This is a genomic window from Peptostreptococcus sp. MV1 (genome assembly GCF_000758885.1).
In the GTDB taxonomy this organism is placed as follows: Bacteria; Bacillota; Clostridia; order Peptostreptococcales; family Peptostreptococcaceae; genus Peptostreptococcus.
Map to the genome: position 1 here is coordinate 17,819 of NZ_JRNB01000092.1, position 17,254 is coordinate 35,072.

19 protein-coding genes are annotated in these 17,254 nt (G+C 38.1%); 18 read left to right on the forward strand and 1 reads right to left on the reverse strand.

Annotated elements, in window-relative coordinates; translation table 11 throughout:
* Positions 1-14 precede the first annotated feature (14 nt).
* The 5 genes from HMPREF1639_RS06880 (at position 15) to HMPREF1639_RS09500 (ending at position 5,018) form a co-directional block, all read left to right on the forward strand.
* Complete coding sequence (locus HMPREF1639_RS06880; RefSeq protein WP_036764761.1) at positions 15-524, forward strand: terminase small subunit; 510 nt, start codon at positions 15-17, stop codon at positions 522-524.
* Entirely contained in the window at positions 517-1,911 is a 1,395-nt protein-coding gene (locus tag HMPREF1639_RS06885) for a terminase large subunit domain-containing protein (RefSeq protein ID WP_036764764.1), read from the forward strand. Before HMPREF1639_RS06880 ends, HMPREF1639_RS06885 begins: the two co-directional genes overlap by 8 nt.
* A gap of 4 nt (positions 1,912-1,915) precedes the next feature.
* Positions 1,916-3,430, forward strand: coding sequence for a capsid protein (locus HMPREF1639_RS06890; protein WP_156955962.1), 1,515 nt, complete (start codon positions 1,916-1,918; stop codon positions 3,428-3,430).
* Positions 3,393-4,586 carry a phage minor capsid protein gene (locus tag HMPREF1639_RS06895; protein WP_156955963.1) on the forward strand — a complete coding sequence of 398 codons (1,194 nt, stop codon included), beginning with the start codon at positions 3,393-3,395 and terminating at the stop codon, positions 4,584-4,586. Before HMPREF1639_RS06890 ends, HMPREF1639_RS06895 begins: the two co-directional genes overlap by 38 nt.
* A gap of 90 nt (positions 4,587-4,676) precedes the next feature.
* Positions 4,677-5,018, forward strand: coding sequence for a DUF6275 family protein (locus HMPREF1639_RS09500; RefSeq protein ID WP_052045454.1), 342 nt, complete (start codon positions 4,677-4,679; stop codon positions 5,016-5,018).
* 532 nt (positions 5,019-5,550) lie between these two features.
* Here HMPREF1639_RS09500 and HMPREF1639_RS06905 read toward each other — a convergent pair.
* Entirely contained in the window at positions 5,551-6,726 is a 1,176-nt protein-coding gene (locus HMPREF1639_RS06905; RefSeq protein WP_036764767.1) for an IS110 family transposase, read from the reverse strand.
* Positions 6,727-7,000: 274 nt separating this feature from the next.
* Between HMPREF1639_RS06905 and HMPREF1639_RS06910 the strand changes: the two genes are divergently transcribed.
* From HMPREF1639_RS06910 to HMPREF1639_RS06970, 13 genes are all read left to right on the forward strand, one after another.
* Positions 7,001-7,576, forward strand: coding sequence for a phage scaffolding protein (locus tag HMPREF1639_RS06910; protein ID WP_052045455.1), 576 nt, complete (start codon positions 7,001-7,003; stop codon positions 7,574-7,576).
* Positions 7,577-7,592: 16 nt separating this feature from the next.
* A complete protein-coding gene (locus HMPREF1639_RS06915) occupies positions 7,593-8,474 on the forward strand; it encodes a hypothetical protein (protein WP_036764770.1) in 882 nt (293 codons plus the stop codon).
* Positions 8,475-8,485: 11 nt separating this feature from the next.
* Entirely contained in the window at positions 8,486-8,734 is a 249-nt protein-coding gene (locus HMPREF1639_RS06920) for a hypothetical protein (RefSeq protein ID WP_036764773.1), read from the forward strand.
* Positions 8,735-8,762: 28 nt separating this feature from the next.
* Positions 8,763-9,134 (forward strand): hypothetical protein, encoded by a 372-nt coding sequence (locus tag HMPREF1639_RS06925; protein WP_198021074.1) that lies wholly within the window; start codon positions 8,763-8,765, stop codon positions 9,132-9,134.
* Positions 9,131-9,448 (forward strand): hypothetical protein, encoded by a 318-nt coding sequence (locus HMPREF1639_RS06930; protein WP_036764778.1) that lies wholly within the window; start codon positions 9,131-9,133, stop codon positions 9,446-9,448. The genes HMPREF1639_RS06925 and HMPREF1639_RS06930 overlap by 4 nt, the downstream gene beginning before the upstream one ends.
* Positions 9,448-9,825, forward strand: coding sequence for a minor capsid protein (locus HMPREF1639_RS06935; protein ID WP_036764781.1), 378 nt, complete (start codon positions 9,448-9,450; stop codon positions 9,823-9,825). The genes HMPREF1639_RS06930 and HMPREF1639_RS06935 overlap by 1 nt, the downstream gene beginning before the upstream one ends.
* Positions 9,822-10,217 carry a phage tail terminator protein gene (locus HMPREF1639_RS06940; RefSeq protein WP_036764784.1) on the forward strand — a complete coding sequence of 132 codons (396 nt, stop codon included), beginning with the start codon at positions 9,822-9,824 and terminating at the stop codon, positions 10,215-10,217. Before HMPREF1639_RS06935 ends, HMPREF1639_RS06940 begins: the two co-directional genes overlap by 4 nt.
* 7 nt (positions 10,218-10,224) lie before the next feature.
* Positions 10,225-10,686, forward strand: coding sequence for a phage tail tube protein (locus tag HMPREF1639_RS06945; protein ID WP_036764787.1), 462 nt, complete (start codon positions 10,225-10,227; stop codon positions 10,684-10,686).
* Between the two features lie 95 nt (positions 10,687-10,781).
* Positions 10,782-11,114 (forward strand): hypothetical protein, encoded by a 333-nt coding sequence (locus HMPREF1639_RS06950; RefSeq protein WP_036764790.1) that lies wholly within the window; start codon positions 10,782-10,784, stop codon positions 11,112-11,114.
* Between the two features lie 29 nt (positions 11,115-11,143).
* Complete coding sequence (locus HMPREF1639_RS06955) at positions 11,144-11,413, forward strand: Gp15 family bacteriophage protein (protein ID WP_242847299.1); 270 nt, start codon at positions 11,144-11,146, stop codon at positions 11,411-11,413.
* Between the two features lie 33 nt (positions 11,414-11,446).
* Positions 11,447-14,929, forward strand: coding sequence for a hypothetical protein (locus tag HMPREF1639_RS06960; protein WP_036764795.1), 3,483 nt, complete (start codon positions 11,447-11,449; stop codon positions 14,927-14,929).
* A 13-nt stretch (positions 14,930-14,942) separates the two neighbouring features.
* Positions 14,943-15,287, forward strand: coding sequence for a DUF6711 family protein (locus HMPREF1639_RS06965; RefSeq protein WP_036764797.1), 345 nt, complete (start codon positions 14,943-14,945; stop codon positions 15,285-15,287).
* A 9-nt stretch (positions 15,288-15,296) separates the two neighbouring features.
* On the forward strand, positions 15,297-17,254 hold a 1,958-nt coding region (locus tag HMPREF1639_RS06970), incomplete at its 3' end, for a hypothetical protein (protein WP_036764800.1).

Here is a 17,254-nt window from a genome sequence, read left to right on the forward strand (position 1 = left end):
GTGAGGTGAGCCTGATGGCAAAATTAACCGACAAACAACGTCGATTTGTAGAAGAATATTTAATCGATCTTAACGCCACTCAGGCGGCCATAAGAGCAGGATATTCAGTAAAAACTGCTAAAGAAATTGCAGCACAAAACTTAACAAAACTTAACATTTCAAACGAGATTGCTAAGGCAATGGCAGAAAGGTCAAGAAGAACAGGGGTATCAGCAGATAGAGTTATAGAGGAGTTAGCCAAGATAGGATTTGTTAATATATGTGATGTAGTTGATGTAACAACAGGTAGGGTGTATTTGGGTGCTAAAAAAGATGACCTGGCCAGCGTTCAGTCAATTAAAATCAAAGAAACTGAATTCGGTACAGAGCAGGAAGTTAAGCTATACGATAAGAAATCCGCACTAGAATTACTTGGAAAGCACTTAGGTATATTTACAGACAAGATAAATATTAATGCCAATGTAGACAGCCGAAAACTAGATGATGTCATCAGTCAGTTAGGTGGTGAGGGCTTAGATGAATGATCATGTAATGCCACTATCACCCAAGTATATAGATTTTTGTAATACTGTTAATGGTGTTGATGTTGATGTATTAGAGGGAACAACCGCTTCTGGCAAAACTACGATTGGTGCAGGTGTGAAATTTATGCGTATGGTGTCTAGATCAAGTAAGAAACTTCACATCATAGCTGCAAAGACCACTGGTATAGCAGAAAAGAACATACTAAATCCAGACTATGGTATTTTAGATATTCACCCCAGTGCAGAATATTATGGTAATGGCGATAAGTCTGACAAGATTCCACACATTAAGTTTGAGGGTAAGATTATATACATACTGGGCTATGATAATAGGGATAAGTGGAAAATGGCTCTAGGCGGTCAGTATGGGTGTGTATACATAGACGAGTGTAACACCGCGGATATAGACTTTATGCGAGAAATTGTATCCAGAAATGACTACATGTTACTGACCTTAAATCCTGATGACCCTAGTTTGCCTGTGTATGATGAATTCATAAATAGATCCAGACCATATAAGAAATATAAGGCAGATGTCCCACTTGAGATTATGGAAGATCTAGAAAAAGTAGAGCCGACACCTAAGTGGCGATATTGGTTTTTTACTTTCAATGATAACCTCAGTTTATCTCCTGAGGAGATAGAGAAGAAAAAAAGGTCAGTACCTAAAGGGACCAAACTGTATAAGAATAAGATACTAGGGTTAAGAGGTAGGGCAACAGGGTTGGTATTCCCCAACTTTGATAGGCAGGTTCATGTAAAATCGAAGAAGTGGCTTAGAGATAGACTTGATGAAAAGTACTGCAAGGAACATAAAATAAAGCAGTGGAAATTAATACATTTTACGGGCGCATTAGATACATCATATTCAAGTGAAAGCCCGGATACATTCGCCATGAGTTTTCAAGGAATTACTGATACTGGCGTGTTGATATATCTTGAAGAAGAGGTATACAATAACGCTAAGTTAACGCAGCCACTAGCACCTAGTGACGTAGCACCGTTATTTTATGAGTTCCTGGAAAGAAATAGGGTAAAGTGGGGATTTAGTCCCGACAACTTTATAGATTCAGCAGACCAGGCCACAATGACCGAAATTAACAAGTTTAGGCGTAGAAACCCAAAGGCATCTGTGTATAGATTTAATAATGCGTGGAAGAAGATGACCATAATAGATCGTATCCATCTGATGTTAGGTTGGCTAAATTATGATGATGGCCAAGAACCATATTATTATGTACTTGACCACAACACACACCACATTAGGGAGATGGAGACCTATAGCTGGAAAGAAGATAAATATGAGCCAGAAGACCGTAACGACCACACAATAAATAGTGGCCAGTATGGTTTTATTCCATATAAATTTAGTATAGGAGAGAGGTGATAAAGTGATAAATGTTATAAAAAATAATACTGATATACCAGTTAATTTGACAGAGTTAATCAGTTTTAATAATAACTGTATAAAAAACAGGATTTGGTATAGAGGAGATCCATCAGAGCTAGAAGAATTCTTTAAGTCAGCTATTAACTCAGATAGTGTAAGTAGGGCTAGATTTTGGGCGTCTGTCCCAGCTAGCGGTACTATAAGAAAATTCCACAGTGGAATATACGCAACTATTATTGACTCTATCACCGATTTAATATTAGGTGATTATGAGGGGTTACAGGTTGGAGATTTACAGGACGGAAAAAACCAGATATTGGATAGCTGGGAAGAAATAGCCAAAGACAATAACTTTGATAGTGAACTATTCAGAGACGCGATTACTGATACATTGATTGTTGGCGATGGCGTTTTTAAATTTTCCTACGATAAGGAAATTTCGGATTACCCTATTATAGAATTTGTATCGGGTGAGGATCTAGAAATATTAGTAAAAAGAGGTAGACCCGTTGAGTATAGATTCTATAGTCACTACAAAAAAGACAGCAGGAATTATAAGCTTGTTGAATCCTATAAAAAAGGGGCTATTGGGTATAAGTTGGTAGATGAGCACGGTAAGGAAGTGCCAATATCAACCGTTGAAGAAATAAAAGACTTAACAGATGTTACCTGGTCGGGTAACTTCTTTTTGTGTGTGCCTCTAAGATTTTATAAGTCCCCTAAAGATAGAAACAGGGGGATGGGAATACTGGACCGTAAAAGTGATAATATAGATGCATTAGACGAGGTAGTCTCACAATGGATAGAAGCAATAAGGGACGGTAAGGTGAAAACTTATATTCCTGAATCTCTTCTGCCTAAGGACCCTGAAACAGGTAGGGTGTTATCACCAAGTTCATTTGACAACAAGTTTATGAGAACAGACACGCCTATGAGAGAGGGTCAGTCAGATAAGATCGAACAGGTGCAGGCGATTATTAACTATGATGCCTTTGTCAGTACATATGCTAGCCTTTTAGACTTAGTGCTGCAAGGGATAGTATCACCATCAACACTTGGAATTGACTTAAAAAAGACAGACAATGCAGAGGCCCAGAGAGAAAAGGAAAAAACCACACTAAAGACTAGGGGTAAGATAGTTGATACTCTTATGGAAGTTATTCCACAGGTCGTTAATACCGCCCTAATCACACAACAAATTATAGAGAACAAAGGCGTAGGTGTTGTTGTGCCGGATAATGATGTGTCTTTGTTGTTTGGTGAATACGCAAGCCCTTCTTTTGAGGACAGAGTGGATACTACATCTAAGGCAGCTGCTGCTAATATCATGAGTATCGAAAGGCAAGTAGATGAGTTATGGGGTGATAGTTTAACCCCTGAAGAAAAAGAAGAAGAGGTTGAAAGGATAAAAAACTTAAGAGGGGTAAGCCTTGTTGAAGAAGATCCTGAAGATGTACACGATTTAGGTGGTGATCCAATTGAAACGGAGCCGGAAGAAGAATCTAAGGACGAATAGCCAACCCTGGGATGACATAACCTACATCTATCAGAAGATGGAACTGGAACTAGTCGCATCCATGAAGAGAAACTTAGTCAAACATGAGAAGGAAGAAATGAAACACGGCTTTAAGTGGGAGCAGTGGCAGGCTGCCAAACTTAGAGATATGGAAAGATTTAGGAAAGAGAATCAAGATATTATAAGTTCCTATGAGCCTGAAATTGAAAAAGTAATACAGACAGCACTGATAAATACCTACGATATGGGGGTTAAATTAGCTACTGACAGCCTCATAGAAACCGAGCAATTAAATCTTGATAATAATATTAGGATAGCTTTACCAAAACTAACAGAGCCTGTTATAGAGCCTCACAAATTAATACCAAGTGAGTCAGTAACTAAGGAAGAAGTTAAGCAAGCCCTAAAAGAGTTTGAAATGTCAGGCAGAGTAAAAGAAAATGTGTTTTTTAGAATCAATGATGACAAGCTAAAAGCCTTGATTAAGGAAACAAAGAAAGCTGTAGCAGATCCAACAAAGGCTATCTTGAGATACCAGGATGACCAATACAGACAGATTATAACTAGGGCCCAGGTAGGCTTATCTAATGGCAGTTTAACTCTTGAACAAGCTATAGACCAGGCCACAAGTGATTACCTAAGAGCTGGGATATCTAACATAGAGTATAAAAATGGTAATAGGGTAAATATAGCAGATTATGCCACTATGTGCCTAAGGACATCTAACCATAAGGCTTTTTTACACGGTCAGGGTGCTAAAAGAAAACAAATGGGCGTTACAACAGTTTTAGTGTCGCAACACCTAACCGCATGCCCTTTATGCGTACCTTGGCAAAACAGGGTCTTAATTGATGATATATTCAGTGGTGGAAGTAAGGAAGATGGACCATACCCACTACTAAGTGAAGCGGTTGACGAGGGGTTACTTCATGTTAATTGCCAGCATAATCTAAATACATTTTATCCTGGCATAAGCACAATACCCCCAACACTTGACCCTGACAAAGTAGACGAGGCGTATAAGGAAACTCAAAAACAAAGACGTATACAGAGGGATATTAGGCGTCAAAAAAGAGTAGTAGCAGGCACAGCAGATTCAACTAATTTCAACAATGAAAAAAGAAAGCTGGAAGCCTTAGAAAGGGAATCTATATAACGGATTTTAGCTAAAATTCGACGTATAAATATTTATATGATGGAAAAAGGCGAAAATTCGTCGTATAAAAGTTGAGAAAGGATAATTAATATGATAAGTAACGAGAGATTTATAAGTTTGTGCGTCCAGAAGGTAATGCTATATGAAAATGCAAGGGAAGACCAGGACGAGTTCTTAAATATTGATGATGTGTTTGTCGTATGGTCTTGCAAGACACTACAGAATAGCAAATGCTTAGTTAGTGCCAAGAACAAGGGAGCCTATTACTATGAGTTTACCATGAATGGTGATAAGGGAGAAATATACATGGATGTATATAAGAAAGTTGAAAATATCCCACTAGACCTAGATGGAAACAGAATAACAACAAGGGTAAGAGAAACAAAAATAACACCTAAAAATTGTATAGTTTCAACTGGTTGTTGCGGTTAATTTCGTTATTTGCGTTCCATTTTCTACCGGGACGAAAGAAACGCAAATTGCACAAGTATTGAAAATACTAGCTTTTTTCGTCTCACTATCTACCACGAATTGCGGTAAAAGATGTGCGAAGGAAATTTATTTCCGTCGCAAAGCTAAAATATCTATACCCTAGCACCTTAACAGGTAATTGATTGTGTGGAAAGCAATCCTTATGTTAGGGTTTCTTATAGACAATAAATTTAGCATGTAGACAGCTGACTTTTATTTAAAAGAGGCTCTATGTGTGGGTGCATGGTCTTAAAAGGGCTATGCACTATAAATTAAATAATCGACCTGGACAAGTCGTTAAAAGGTCTATTTTTAATGCAATAAAGTACTCAAGGTCAAGAGAATAAAAGGGCCAACTACATACTGGAACCAGCCAGAATAAAAAGACCAGCTATCAAATGTCAATACAAAATAAAAAATAAATTTTACACTGACATTATTGCATAGCAAATAAGCCTAATGAATAGGCTTGAAAAATTAATAATACTGACAACTAAATATTTGGAGTATACGGTTTTTGATCTCTCAAGACAGCAAATATAATATTGGTCAATTTCCTTGCAACAGCTCCTATAGCTGTGCCATGAGCTTTGCCTCGTGCTCTCAATCCTTGATAGTATATGGATAAGGCAGGGTCCTTAAAGGCTGCTACAGTGGCGGCAAGCCAAATAGAACGCCTTAAGTAAGGCGAACCTCGCTTGGAAAGTTTTGTATTTGTGGCTGAAAAATCGCCAGACTGTTTTACGCGTGTGTCTAAACCGGCATAGGCAACAAGTTGATTTGCTCTTTCAAACCTAGAAATATCACCTATCTCGGATACTATAGACGCACCTAAAACACTACCAATACCCGTTATTGTAGTAATAACTGGACATATATCCTCAAGCAAGCAACTAATCTCAATTTCAATTTCTTTAAGTTGTTCTTCTAGGAATGAAATTTGGCTAATTATTTGCTTGATTTGGAAAGAAAAAGATCTTTTCGCGAACTTAATTCCAAAAGTTTCCCTGGCACAGGATTGAATTTCTTCGGCTTTATTCATGCCAAGACGACCCTTGCTACACTTACAAAGTAAGTCGCCAAGCTCCTCAGCAGGAATCGACAGCATGTCTTCTGGTAAAGGATATTTTGACAACAGTTTCTTTGATGCAACACCATATATATTTGAAAAAAGACTTGAGTACTCAGGGAAAACTTGGTCAAGTATAGCTACAAGTTTTCTTTTCCAATCTGAGCATTCATCAACTAAGGCAAACCTATATCTAGTTAAATTTCTAAGGGCAAATGTATTCTCATCGGAAAAATTAGATATAGAGAACTCTCCAAAACGCATTATTTGAGCAATTATAAATGAATCAACTGAATCATTCTTAGTTTGTCTAACATACATTTTCCTAAAAGCATCAGACTGAATTGGATTTATAACATAACACGTAAATCCTAGATCAATGATGTATGAGAACAAACTTATCCAATAGTGACCAGTTGCTTCCATTCCAATAATGCAATTATTAGTTGTCACACCAAATTCAGCAATAAAATTATTGAACTTTTCTATCCCTTTTGTAGAATTGGGAAAGGAAATACTTTTGGATAAGCTCTTTCCAGAAGAATCAATTATTGAAGCTTCGTGGTTTTTCTTAGCAATATCAATACCTATGTAAAACATAAAATCACCTAGCTTTCATATATTTTAGATAGAGAAAGAACCCTCTAAAACTTTACGACAATGCAACCTCGTTAGATATACAGCAACTTGGTGCTATCCAGCTAATACGCATAAAGACGTAAAGAAGAGGCGTAAGCCTTTTTAAGGAAGATATGACTTCAAGGAGGTAGCTACGACCTCTATCTATACTAATATTATCCCACAAAGAAGAGGGGATAGAAAAGAAAAAAAGTAGTTTTAACTACAAGTATATTATACGAGGAGAGTAGATAATATGAAATGGTTAGAAGAAATATTGAAAGATGTTGAGGGTAAGGATGACATTATAAAAAATATCAAAAAGGGTATTGGTGAAAACTTTGTATCCAAGGCAGATTTCAATACAAAAAATGAGGCGGTTAAGACTCTGGAAAAACAAGTAAGTGAGAGAGACGAACAGTTAGAAACTCTTAAGAACTCTAAGGAAGATACGGAGACCCTAAAGGCTACGATTGAAACCTTACAGAAAGAGAATAAGACTAATGCAGAACAGTACCAGGCAGATTTAAAGGCTATGACTTTGGATACTGCTATAAAACTTGCCATAGCAGGTAAGGTTCATGATGAAAACTTAGTTACCGGGCTGTTTAACAAGGAGGCTTTAATCGTTGGTGAAGATGGTAATATCATAGGCCTGGATGAGCAGTTAAAGGGTCTACAAAAGGACAAGGGCTTTTTATTTAAAGAGGTTGAAAGCCCAGACGGCTCTAATGCTGATGGGATAGACTTCAAATTTGGGGCGGGCAAGAACGAACCTAAGCTGACTGAACAGGCCTTAAATGAGGCTTTTGGCCTACCGTCTGAGAAGTAGAGAGGAGAATTAAACAATGAGTTACAATTATGCAGAAAGATTTGAAAGACAGATTGAGAATAAATACAAGCACGGATTAACAAGTGCTGACATGGCGGCGAATAAAAAGTATAAGTTTATCGACGCACAGACAATTAAGATTCCAACAATAGCCCTATCAGGATATAAGGACCATAAGAGAAATGGTGACGTGAATAAGGGTACAATCACTAATGACTGGACACCTTATAAGCTGACTCATGACAGAGATATAGAGTTCTATGTTGATGAGATGGATGTAGACGAAACTAATCAGGTGCTAAGTGCTGGAAATATAACATCAGCTTTCATGGAAGACCAGGCTATTCCTGAAACAGATGCCTACAGATACTCTAAGCTATATGCAGACGCTAAGACGCATGGCGCTAAGATAGACAATACTGCACTTACAGTCAACAACATCTTAGAAGTGTTTGACAAGGCAATGGAGTATATGGATGAAGCAGGTGTACCATCTGAGGGTAGAAAGATGAAGGTAACACCAGCGGCATATAGAATGCTTAAAAATGCCGAAAAGATTCAGAGAACACTAGAGGTAACTGGCAGCACAGATATCAATAGAAATATTAGAAGCTTAGATGAAGTATCCATCCAAAAAGTGCCATCTGATAGATTCAAGACTGTTTATGATTTTGCTGATGGATTCAAGCCGGGAAGTTCAGCTAAACAGATGCATATGATGATTTATCACACATCAGCGATAATCGCACCAATTAAGGTTAAGGATGTTTATTTGTGGCCTAAGGGGTCTACACCTCGTGCTGCTTTTGGGTGGTTGTATCAGAATAGGTCATTCCAGGATCTATTTTTAATCAAGCAGAAAAAAGAAGGTATCTACATAGTATCTGAAGCAGAATAAGGGGGTAAATCATGTACGCAGTAAAAGGGAATAGAGAATATAAGATTGATGAAGTCGAAAAGGATACCTATATATCTAATGGGTATTCGATTTATTCTGATGAATTAGAGCTTGTGGAAGCTCCAGGAGACAGTGTATCAGAGGTAGAAAAGCTTAAAGCAGAAAATAAGAAGCTTAAGGCTGAAAATACCAAGCTAAAGAATAAGCTAAAAGGCACACAGGGTCAGTCAGAAGATAATCAAGAATCAGAGGGGCAGTAATTTTTATTGCCCCTTTATTTTAAGGTAGGTGATAAAGATGTATGCATCAATAGATGATTACGTTAGATTAGGGTATGAGGAATTAGATGATAAAACAGAAGTTTACCTGGAAAGGGCATCTAGACAGGTAAACGTAATATGTTTTGGACGTATCAATGGGTATGGATTTAGCAATCTTACAGACCACCAAAAGTCACTAATTAAAGAGGCTGTTTGTGCACACGCAAAATTCTTATATGACTATAAGGACTACTTATCCATCCCACTTAATAGTTTTTCGATATCAAAAACATCAATGAATTTTGGTGATATTGGGGTCAGCATTAGTGGTATTAGGACTTCAAAAGAAGTCGTGGAATACCTGAGAGGAACAGGCTTGACCTGTAGGGTGATAAGATGATAGATAAATTCCCAAAACCACCTAGTATTATGATGAATACTGATATTGAGATAATACAAGAAATAGATGGTGAGGATGGCGTCACAGAGGTTTTAGTGTATAAGGGTAAGTGTTACTATGAGGAAGCTATAAGACGCGTTCTAGACGAAAACAGACAGGTTATAGAACTATCAGGGCTTGCCATTGTATACACTAACTTAGTCTTTAACAAGGCTTTCATCAGAATTGATGGAAAGACCAGGACTATTTACAGAACATCTAGACCAAGAAATCCTGATGGCTCTGTTTATTCAACTGAAATGGAGTTGATTTAATGACTAAGGTAAAAGTAGAAATAACCCTAAATCAAGAGGTTATAGATAAGATTAAATCAGCAGCAACACCCACACTAGAAATGGCCATGGATGCCTTGGCTACTGAAATAGAGAGTAAACAGGTAGTGCCATTTAGAGATGGTATATTAAAAGACTCTGAACATCATGGAGTAGTAGACAACGAGGGATACATATCGTGGGATACCCCTTATGCTAGACGATTATACTACCACCCTGAATATAATTTTAGTAAGGATAAGCACATCAATGCTAGAGGATTATGGTGCGACTACTGGCAATATGGGGATGGTAGAAAATGGTTGGCTAATACAGTGGGAATCTTCTTGAAAATGAATTCAGGGGGTGTGATTAAGTGATAACAGCTTCTAATGTAAAAGATTATCTAAAAAGTAAGATAGACGGTGTGGACCGTTGGTATAGCGGTTCCCTAAGGAGCAATGATGTAAAAGGTATTTGTGTGTATTCTAAACCATCTATGGGCACCAATAAGGTATGTGTAGGTGGATTAGAAAATACAAGTACCTTTATACAAGGCTATTCGGTCTTGATACATTGGACGAAAAATACCATTGAGACAGAACTAAAATCAATGGAAGTTTATAATGCTTTATGGGGGCAGAACCCAGTTATAAACGGGCACCGAGTTATTAAAATCGATTTAAGAGACGCAAACCCAATAGGGTTAGGAGTTGATGACAACGGGATTTATGAATACGTAATCAACTTCGATATATTATATGAAAGGTAGGTAAAATATGCCTAAGAATAATGGACTAGCTGGAGTTTATCCAGTATACAAGATAAAATTTAAAGTCGGCATTAAAGGAACAAAGTCACAGGCTGCCGACATGAAGATAATAAAGGACCTTGAAACATTTTCGCTATCTATTGATGGTAACGTAGAAGAGTGGACACCAATGGATACGGACGGATGGGTAAGGCGCCTTATGACAGGTAAGGGCTTTACTATATCCCTAAACGGTAAGAGGCATGTAGGCGATGATGGTAACGACTATGTGGCTGATGTAGCATGGAAGGATGGACTTGACTGCTCTACAAAGGCAGAAATTGAGTTCCCTAACGGTTCTAAGTTAGCTTTTGACGCGATAATTGACGTTAAGAATGTAGAGGGTGCAGATTCAACTAATGTTGCACCGCTTGAATTTGACCTAATGAGTGATGGAAAGCCGCAGTTTACACCAGCACCACAGGCTTAATTAAATAGGTCTTAGTGGTTATAGTTTTATAGATTATTTTATGTGAGGGTCATGGTATATGTGGCCCTCTTTATTTTAAGATAGGAGATTTATATATGGCTAAACAGTTTTATGATATATCAAATAAATTATCTAGGCAGATGCCTGTAATTAAGTTTGAAGAGGGCAAGGAATTTAAGATAAACAGTTCTCTTAAGGGGGCTATTGCTATCCAGGGAATAGCCGAGAGTGGAAAAGAAGATTTAAACACCCTAAGGCAGATTGTGTCTATAGGCATAGGGGTTGAAGGTCTTGAATATGTAGAGTCGCAGGATTTCACTATTCCAGATTGGCAGACCATAGTGGAAACAATATCTAATGCAATGATGGGTCTTGATGATGAAGTGGGGGAGACTCCAGAAAAAAAGTTAGATGGTACGACCTTGTAGAAGATTGGGACCTGATAGAGGCTTCATTTGTGACACAGTATGGTATTAGGCTTAGAGAGACAGATATGCAGTGGGATGAGTTTTGTACACTACTTAGTGGAATTATGCCAAAGACCCCACTGGGTCAAGTCGTATCCATAAGGTCAGAAGAAGACAAGGAAACATTAAAGACTTTTAATGACCATCAAAGAAAAATAAGACAAGACTGGAGAAGTAAGCAAGCCAGATTAAGGACAGAAGAAGAAAACGAATTGATGATGAAGAAACTAGAACATATGTTTGAAAAAGCATTTGGGTAGATATAGGCAGCAATAGAAAGTGAGGTGATTGGTATGTCAGATAGTGTAGGCACAGTAAAACTTGGGGTCGAGTTAGACGCAGATATTTCTGAATCACTTAGCAAAGTGACCGACTCAATAGCTGGGAAGATAAAGTCCATGTTTGAAACTCCTGAAGGTGCTACTAAGATGGGTGAAGCCTTTGCCAAGAGTATGGAACAATCTACAGCTAAGATGGATAAAATCATGGAAAAAGTCGATACTGGCATGGAACAGACAGTGACTAAAGTTGATGTGGCGCTACAGAAGATGATTGGTGGCATTAGTAAGGCTGTTGATATCCTTATGGAAAAGCTAAAAGCACTAAACACTCAGCAGATAAACCCTGGGCAAGATGTCATACCTAATATCAGTGATAAGATAAGCATACCACAGCCGAGAGCACCACCGATTAAGACAAATATTAAGGCGGACATACAATATTATCAGGAACAGATAGCCCTGATTAAAGAAACAATCAACCTACAAGAATCCGCAGCAGATAGGCACATTAAGAAAATTAAAGAGTTAGAGGCTGAATATAAAAAGGCTGCAACATCAATGAAAAGTGTTGGTGGACAGATTAAAGAAGTATTTGACCCTAACACAGCTAGTGCCAAAAAATTAGCTGGTGAGATTGCCAAAGAGAATCAGGCAGTAGATAAGATAGGAATAAGTGTAGGTAACTTAAATTCTAAGCTGAGCCAGACAGAAAGACATATGAAGATGTTACAAGATAAGGCAAATAGTGCTACTTCAGGAGTAACTAAAGCTGTATCTAAAACAAATTCACGTCTAAAAAGTATCACTAACAGGACTTTTAGGGGCATGAGGTCAGCTATGATGTTGCCGTTTAAACCGACCATCAACGGCTTTAAAAGACTAGGTAGGGCGGCCCAAAACGCAGGAGAGAGAGGCAGCAAAAGTCTAGGAACATTAGATAAGTCATTTTGGAGAGTATTCAGGCGATTATTTATAATCGGCACAATATCTAAAATGCTAAGGGGACTTACAGGGTATATAGGTGATGCCTTAATGGCCAATGAAAGATATAGGGCTTCACTGGACACTGTAAAATTAAACCTTGCAGCTGCTTTCCAACCAATCATGGATATTATGATTCCTGCTTTGGTAAATTTGATGTCTTGGCTGGCTAAGGCAACTGGATATATGGCGGCTTTTATAGCCACAATGTTTGGGACAACTTATAAGGCTAGTGTTCAAGGGGCTAAGCAATTAAATACCCAGACGGCAGCCTACAAAGAAATGAGTAAGCAGTCACAAAAGACTGCCGATAAAGTGAAAAAATCAGCTAAGGAAATGATAGGATCCTTAGCAGGATTTGACGAGATCAATACAATTAATTTGAAATCAGATGTTGAAAATGTTAAATCAGGAGATGGTGACGTTCCTAGTTGGGTTAATGCTGCCACTACTGAAATTGGTGATACATCTGTATTTGATAAATTCAAGAAGATACTGGATGGTATATTTAAGCCATTTAAGGAGTCTTGGGCAAATGAGGGTCAAAATACTGTAAATGCCTTTAAATATGCCATGGGTGAAATATCTGAACTTGCAAAATCAGTAGGCAGGTCTTTGTATGAAGTATGGACCAATGGCACAGGAACCCAAATGTTAGATTCCATTCAGCGCTTATTACAGAATATATTACTACTAATAGGTGATATAGCTAAGTCGTTTAGGTTAGCATGGGATGACGAGGGCAGAGGTACACAAATTATCCAAAATATAGCTGATGGAATAATTAATACTATTCAGTTATTTGGAAGTATAACAAATAGTATACGAGAGGTTTGGGGAGTTGTTGGTGATGAAATAGCTGTCAACTGCCTTGATATCCTGGGTAATGTAACCCATCTGTTTTCACAAATACCAAAGACTTTTAAAGAGTCTTGGGAAAAGAACCAGATAGGCACAGAATTCCTACAGCATATAGGAGATGGATTCAATAACATACTCGGCCTAATAAATGATGTGACGGGTTCTTTAGATGGTCTATGGGCTAAGTTTGGCCCATCTATCACAGATACGGTCATGCAGTGCTTAAATGCCACTTCTGGGCTATTTGAGTCTATGACAATAGGCTTTAGAGGTGTTTGGGATAATGGTGGAAACCATCTATTTGAGTCGATAGGAAGACTTGCTACAAGGCTATTTGAGTTAGCCGGGCGTATATATTCTGATTTTATAGCACCAGTAGCAGGGAAGTTTTTAGAGATTCTCGGTCCAGCAATTGGTAAGGTGCTAGATATAATAGCTTCACTGTTAGATAAGTTTAGTGAACTTATTGAGTGGATCCTACAAGAAGGTAATCCAGCTTTTGATTTGTTGTGTGGTGCACTAGCAGGCGCAGGAGCAGCCCTGTTAACATATAAGGGTTATCTACTAGCAACGAGTATTGCACAAGCAGGCTTAGGAACGATTTTATCAACAAATTTAGCCCCAGCAATAGGGCTAGTTACAAAGGCATTCGCTTTTATCTGCTCACCTATAGGGGCTGTTACACTTGCCATTGGTGCTGCGGTAGCCATAGCAGTAGTACTGTGGAAGAATTGGGATAAGATAGGTCCTGAAATTAAAAAGATATGGGAAGGTATAAAAAAGGCCTGCGTCGACATATTTACTGGCATAGGCAAGTTCATATCCGATACATGGGATAGTATAGTTAAGGGAGTTACCGAGTTTGGCTCTAAGGTCCTAAAGGGCTTAGGTGACCTAGTAATGTCCATATTAAAGGGTGCGACTGAGTTTATGGCAAAGTTCATTACCTGGTATATCAACCTTTGGGGTGAGATAATCCGACTATGTGGTGAAGGTATATCTAAGGCACTAAAAGCCATAGTAGACTTCTTTGCCAAGTTCCTAACTGCTGGATGTGACCTAGTTAGACATATTGCCAGGGGTATAGGCAACACAATGAGTAGTGCAGTTACAGCCATGGCCAATGTTGGGAGAAGTATATTCAATGCTATTAAGAGTATTAACCTTTTCAGTATAGGTAAAAACCTAATCATAGGGTTATGGAATGGTATATCATCTGTAACTGACTGGATTTTAGATAAGCTAGGTGGATTCTGTGACAGGGTAGTTGACACTGTGTGTGACTGGTTTGGCATCCATTCGCCATCAAGAGTATTTAGGGACCAGATAGGTAAGATGATTCCTAAGGGTATGGCTATTGGTATTGAGGCTGAATCCAGTAAAGTTATGGACGCCATGAAAGACTTAATGAATATCCCGGAACTTTACCAACCTGAACTTTCGTTTATGGGAGATACAAAACCTCAACCACCACCAGATAAGGATGGCATTATTAAAGAGATAATAGACCTTATGGGTGGGGATAATGACGATAATCCGCAACCAAAGACCATTAATATAGTCTTAGAGTTAGATGGAGAGGTAATTGGCAAGAAGTCAGTTGAGTATATAGATGACGTGCAAAAACGTACAGGAAAGCCAGTATTTACATAGAGGGGGACTTTATATGCTAAATATTAACGGAATTGATATAACTAAATATATAAAGCCGTATAAGGTATCGCTACAAGACTTAGATTCGGACTCCTCTGTCAGAAATGTAAAGGGTGAAATGATGAGGGACAGAATTGCGGTTAAGCGAAAGATTGAACTTGAGTTTGGCCCTTTACAGAGTAATGATATAAAGGTAATCTTAGGGGCTACTGCGGGGGTATTCTTTAGTGTCACCTTCATAGACCCCCTAGAAGGTCAAATCACTAAGCAGATGTATTGTGGGGATAGAACTGCAGCTTTATATAGTAGTAATACAGAACTTTGGACTGGTCTTAAGTTTAATCTTATAGAAAGGTAGGTGATAGACATGGGGAGTAAGATTATCAAAGAAGCTTTTTCAATGCCAGCAAGGGAGCTTAGGGCAAAAGTGACAATCGGAGATAAAGTATTTACTGATGAACACTTAGAAAGCATAAGAGCCGTAACTGGATTGTCAGAGAGTAATGATTTTGAAGTAGGAACTGCCTTCATGGCATCAGCTACTATAAAACTAGTAGATAAATATGAAAATTTCAGAGAATCAAACTTTAAGGATAAACTGGCAAAGGTAGAGATTGGGGTTAAAACACCCCAGGACTTTGACTTTACGTCAATAGGGGAGTTTATCGTGGACTCAGTAGGTAGTAATATGAAAAGTTGGGAGTTAAAATGCTATGACAGAATGCATAAGTTTAATGTTAAGTATGATTGCAAATTAACTTTCCCAACATCCCTTAAAAATATAGTGCTGGATATATGTAATATTTGTGGCGTTGAACCATCAGACAACATCAAAAACTCTACACTACTTGATAGAATTATTAAATTTAAGCCTAACTTTTATGATATGACTGCGAGGGAAGTTTTAGCCCAGGTAGCAGAATTAGTTTGTGCGTGGGCTTATATAGATGTTGATTCCCAGAAATTGGATATAAGCAGCTATGCTGTAGATGATGAAATTAAGATAAATGATGACAACTTAATTTCATTTAAAGAATATAAAAATACAAGTAATTCTGACTGCAAAATTCTTCTGGATAGTGTCAAGATAATCCAAAATGGGGCTGATGACGCAGACTACAACCCCGATAGCTCTAGGAAATTTCATATCGTGGATAACATGTTTATCCAGGGTAATGGTGCAGACTACATTGATAATGCTAAGAAATCTTTTAGATTCAATGAACTATCAGCCCTTTCCATAAAATACAACGGAAACCCAGGACTGAGACCTGCTAGATGCGTTAAGGTAATTAGGGCAGGTAAGGAATATAACTTCCTTCCTTTAGTTCGTAAGCTTACTTATAATGGTGGGCTAGTTGAGGAATGCGAGTGCAAACAGATTAATTATGACCCGGCTAATCGAAGGAAAGAGATTGTCAGACACGTGGAGAAGATAAACGCCCTACTAAAAGTTATGGATAACAAAATCCAATCTAAGGTGGGGACAGAAGAATTTCAAACACTAGTTGAACAAACAAAAGAAGAGATAAAATTACTTGCTAAAAACATTAACTTAGAGGGCTATGTTAAGTTCGAGGACCTAAAAAAGCAAAATAAATCAACTGTTATCCACGGTGGTAACATCACTACCGGGGTAATCCAGTCAAAAGATGGCGGCTTTGGTATTGATTTGGATAATAAGACTTTTTTCTTAGGGCGTGACTTAGAACATTATGCCCTACTTTTTGATGGTGAAAATCTGAAATTTGGAGCTGGTGGGATTAAATCAGACCAGTTTTCAGAGGGACTAAAACAGGAGTTGAAAGGTCAGGATGGACAATCCCAGTACGTTCACACCAGGTACTCAGATAGTGGTGGAGATGTAGGGTCTATGCATGTAAATGCAGTGGATGACTCAGGTGAGCCATACAAGTATATAGGCTTTGCCATAACTAACTCTAGTGGTGCGCCAGCTTTAAAGTCTGCGTATAAGTGGACTAAATATGTTGGTGATGATGGTGCTAATGGAACACCGGGAAAGTCAGGAGCAGATGGAAAGACGCCATATTTTCATGTAGCTTGGGCTGATAGCTCAAATGGTGCCGTTGGATTTACAACTCAGGGTGGCACAGACAAGAAATATATGGGGACTTACACCGATTTCACCCTAGAAGATAGTCAGAATTACAGTGATTATACTTGGGTAAGGGTAAAAGGCCAGGATGGAGATTCTTTTAAGTTTAATTTAATATCAAATGGAGATTTTCATAATGATTTTGCCACAAACGAGCCTAGTAACGACCCTAACAAATTAAATGAATGGCAAGTCAAAAGTCAAAAAGA

What these genes read in the sequence shown, in the direction of transcription:
- HMPREF1639_RS06965 (WP_036764797.1), top strand. Translation starts at nt 14,943, where the DNA reads ATGCTAAATATTAACGGAATTGATATAACTAAATATATAAAGCCGTAT.
- HMPREF1639_RS06945 (WP_036764787.1), top strand. Translation starts at nt 10,225, where the DNA reads ATGCCTAAGAATAATGGACTAGCTGGAGTTTATCCAGTATACAAGATA.
- HMPREF1639_RS06880 (WP_036764761.1), top strand. Translation starts at nt 15, where the DNA reads ATGGCAAAATTAACCGACAAACAACGTCGATTTGTAGAAGAATATTTA.
- HMPREF1639_RS06910 (WP_052045455.1), top strand. Translation starts at nt 7,001, where the DNA reads ATGAAATGGTTAGAAGAAATATTGAAAGATGTTGAGGGTAAGGATGAC.
- HMPREF1639_RS06935 (WP_036764781.1), top strand. Translation starts at nt 9,448, where the DNA reads ATGACTAAGGTAAAAGTAGAAATAACCCTAAATCAAGAGGTTATAGAT.
- HMPREF1639_RS06950 (WP_036764790.1), top strand. Translation starts at nt 10,782, where the DNA reads ATGGCTAAACAGTTTTATGATATATCAAATAAATTATCTAGGCAGATG.
- HMPREF1639_RS06930 (WP_036764778.1), top strand. Translation starts at nt 9,131, where the DNA reads ATGATAGATAAATTCCCAAAACCACCTAGTATTATGATGAATACTGAT.
- HMPREF1639_RS06885 (WP_036764764.1), top strand. Translation starts at nt 517, where the DNA reads ATGAATGATCATGTAATGCCACTATCACCCAAGTATATAGATTTTTGT.
- HMPREF1639_RS06915 (WP_036764770.1), top strand. Translation starts at nt 7,593, where the DNA reads ATGAGTTACAATTATGCAGAAAGATTTGAAAGACAGATTGAGAATAAA.
- HMPREF1639_RS06920 (WP_036764773.1), top strand. Translation starts at nt 8,486, where the DNA reads ATGTACGCAGTAAAAGGGAATAGAGAATATAAGATTGATGAAGTCGAA.
- HMPREF1639_RS06905 (WP_036764767.1), bottom strand. Translation starts at nt 6,726, where the DNA reads ATGTTTTACATAGGTATTGATATTGCTAAGAAAAACCACGAAGCTTCA.
- HMPREF1639_RS09500 (WP_052045454.1), top strand. Translation starts at nt 4,677, where the DNA reads ATGATAAGTAACGAGAGATTTATAAGTTTGTGCGTCCAGAAGGTAATG.
- HMPREF1639_RS06960 (WP_036764795.1), top strand. Translation starts at nt 11,447, where the DNA reads ATGTCAGATAGTGTAGGCACAGTAAAACTTGGGGTCGAGTTAGACGCA.